Annotated in this window: 1 rRNA gene (running past one end of the window); it reads right to left on the bottom strand. The window is 57.2% G+C overall.

The features are described from left to right. Positions 1-1608: ribosomal RNA gene (locus tag HNQ79_RS32900) — 23S ribosomal RNA — on the bottom strand; its annotated part reaches 1512 nt to the left of the window's first position; the annotation flags it as partial. Between the last annotated feature and the right edge of the window lie 59 nt (positions 1609-1667).

The raw sequence follows: 1667 nt of genomic DNA, 5'->3' as shown, positions 1-1667 counted from the left end.
GCTCCACCACTTTCCTTTCCCCGAAGGGTCCGGAACGGCTTCACGGGCATAGCATCGTCTGATTCAGTATTGGGCGTTTCAAAGCGGGTACCGGAATATCAACCGGTTGTCCATCGACTACGCCTGTCGGCCTCGCCTTAGGTCCCGACTTACCCTGGGCAGATCAGCTTGACCCAGGAACCCTTAGTCAATCGGCGCACACGTTTCTCACGTGTGTATCGCTACTCATGCCTGCATTCTCACTCGTGAACCGTCCACAACTCGCTTCCGCGGCTGCTTCACCCGGCACACGACGCTCCCCTACCCATCCCAGCCCCCGTTGGGGGTATGTGCTGGAATGACACGACTTCGGCGGTACGCTTGAGCCCCGCTACATTGTCGGCGCGGAATCACTTGACCAGTGAGCTATTACGCACTCTTTCAAGGGTGGCTGCTTCTAAGCCAACCTCCTGGTTGTCTCTGCGACTCCACATCCTTTCCCACTTAGCGTACGCTTAGGGGCCTTAGTCGATGCTCTGGGCTGTTTCCCTCTCGACCATGGAGCTTATCCCCCACAGTCTCACTGCCGTGCTCTCACTTACCGGCATTCGGAGTTTGGCTAAGGTCAGTAACCCGGTAGGGCCCATCGCCTATCCAGTGCTCTACCTCCGGCAAGAAACACACGACGCTGCACCTAAATGCATTTCGGGGAGAACCAGCTATCACGGAGTTTGATTGGCCTTTCACCCCTAACCACAGGTCATCCCCCAGGTTTTCAACCCTGGTGGGTTCGGTCCTCCACGACCTCTTACAGCCGCTTCAACCTGCCCATGGCTAGATCACTCCGCTTCGGGTCTAGAGCGTGCAACTATGTCGCCCTGTTAGGACTCGCTTTCGCTACGGCTTCCCCACACGGGTTAACCTCGCTACACACCGCTAACTCGCAGGCTCATTCTTCAAAAGGCACGCAGTCACGACGCATTGAGTAAACTCAATGCGCGACGCTCCCACGGCTTGTAGGCACACGGTTTCAGGTACTATTTCACTCCGCTCCCGCGGTACTTTTCACCATTCCCTCACGGTACTATCCGCTATCGGTCACCAGGGAATATTTAGGCTTAACGGGTGGTCCCGCCAGATTCACACGGGATTTCTCGGGCCCCGTGCTACTTGGGTGTCTCTCAAACGAGCCGTTGATGTTTCAGCTACGGGGGTCTTACCCTCTACGCCGGACCTTTCGCATGTCCTTCGCCTACACCAACGGTTTCTGACTCGTCCTGTCGCCGGCAGACGACAGAAGAGAGATCCCTCAACCCCGTATGCGCAACCCCTGCCGGGTATCACACGCATACGGTTTGGCCTCATCCGGTTTCGCTCGCCACTACTCCCGGAATCACGGTTGTTTTCTCTTCCTGCGGGTACTGAGATGTTTCACTTCCCCGCGTTCCCTCCACATACCCTATGTGTTCAGGTATGGGTGACAGCCCATGACGACTGCCGGGTTTCCCCATTCGGACACCCCCGGATCAAAGCTCGGTTGACAGCTCCCCGGGGCCTATCGTGGCCTCCCACGTCCTTCATCGGTTCCTGGTGCCAAGGCATCCACCGTGCGCCCTTAAAAACTTGGCCACAGATGCTCGCGTCCACTGTGCAGTTCTCAAACAACGACCAGCCACCCATCACCTCAC

Origin of the sequence: Streptomyces candidus (assembly GCF_014207445.1) — a bacterium.
GTDB lineage: Bacteria > Actinomycetota > Actinomycetes > Streptomycetales > Streptomycetaceae > Streptomyces > Streptomyces candidus.
The sequence above is the reverse complement of the archived record's forward strand: the minus strand, read 5'-3'. Positions and strand labels throughout refer to the sequence as shown.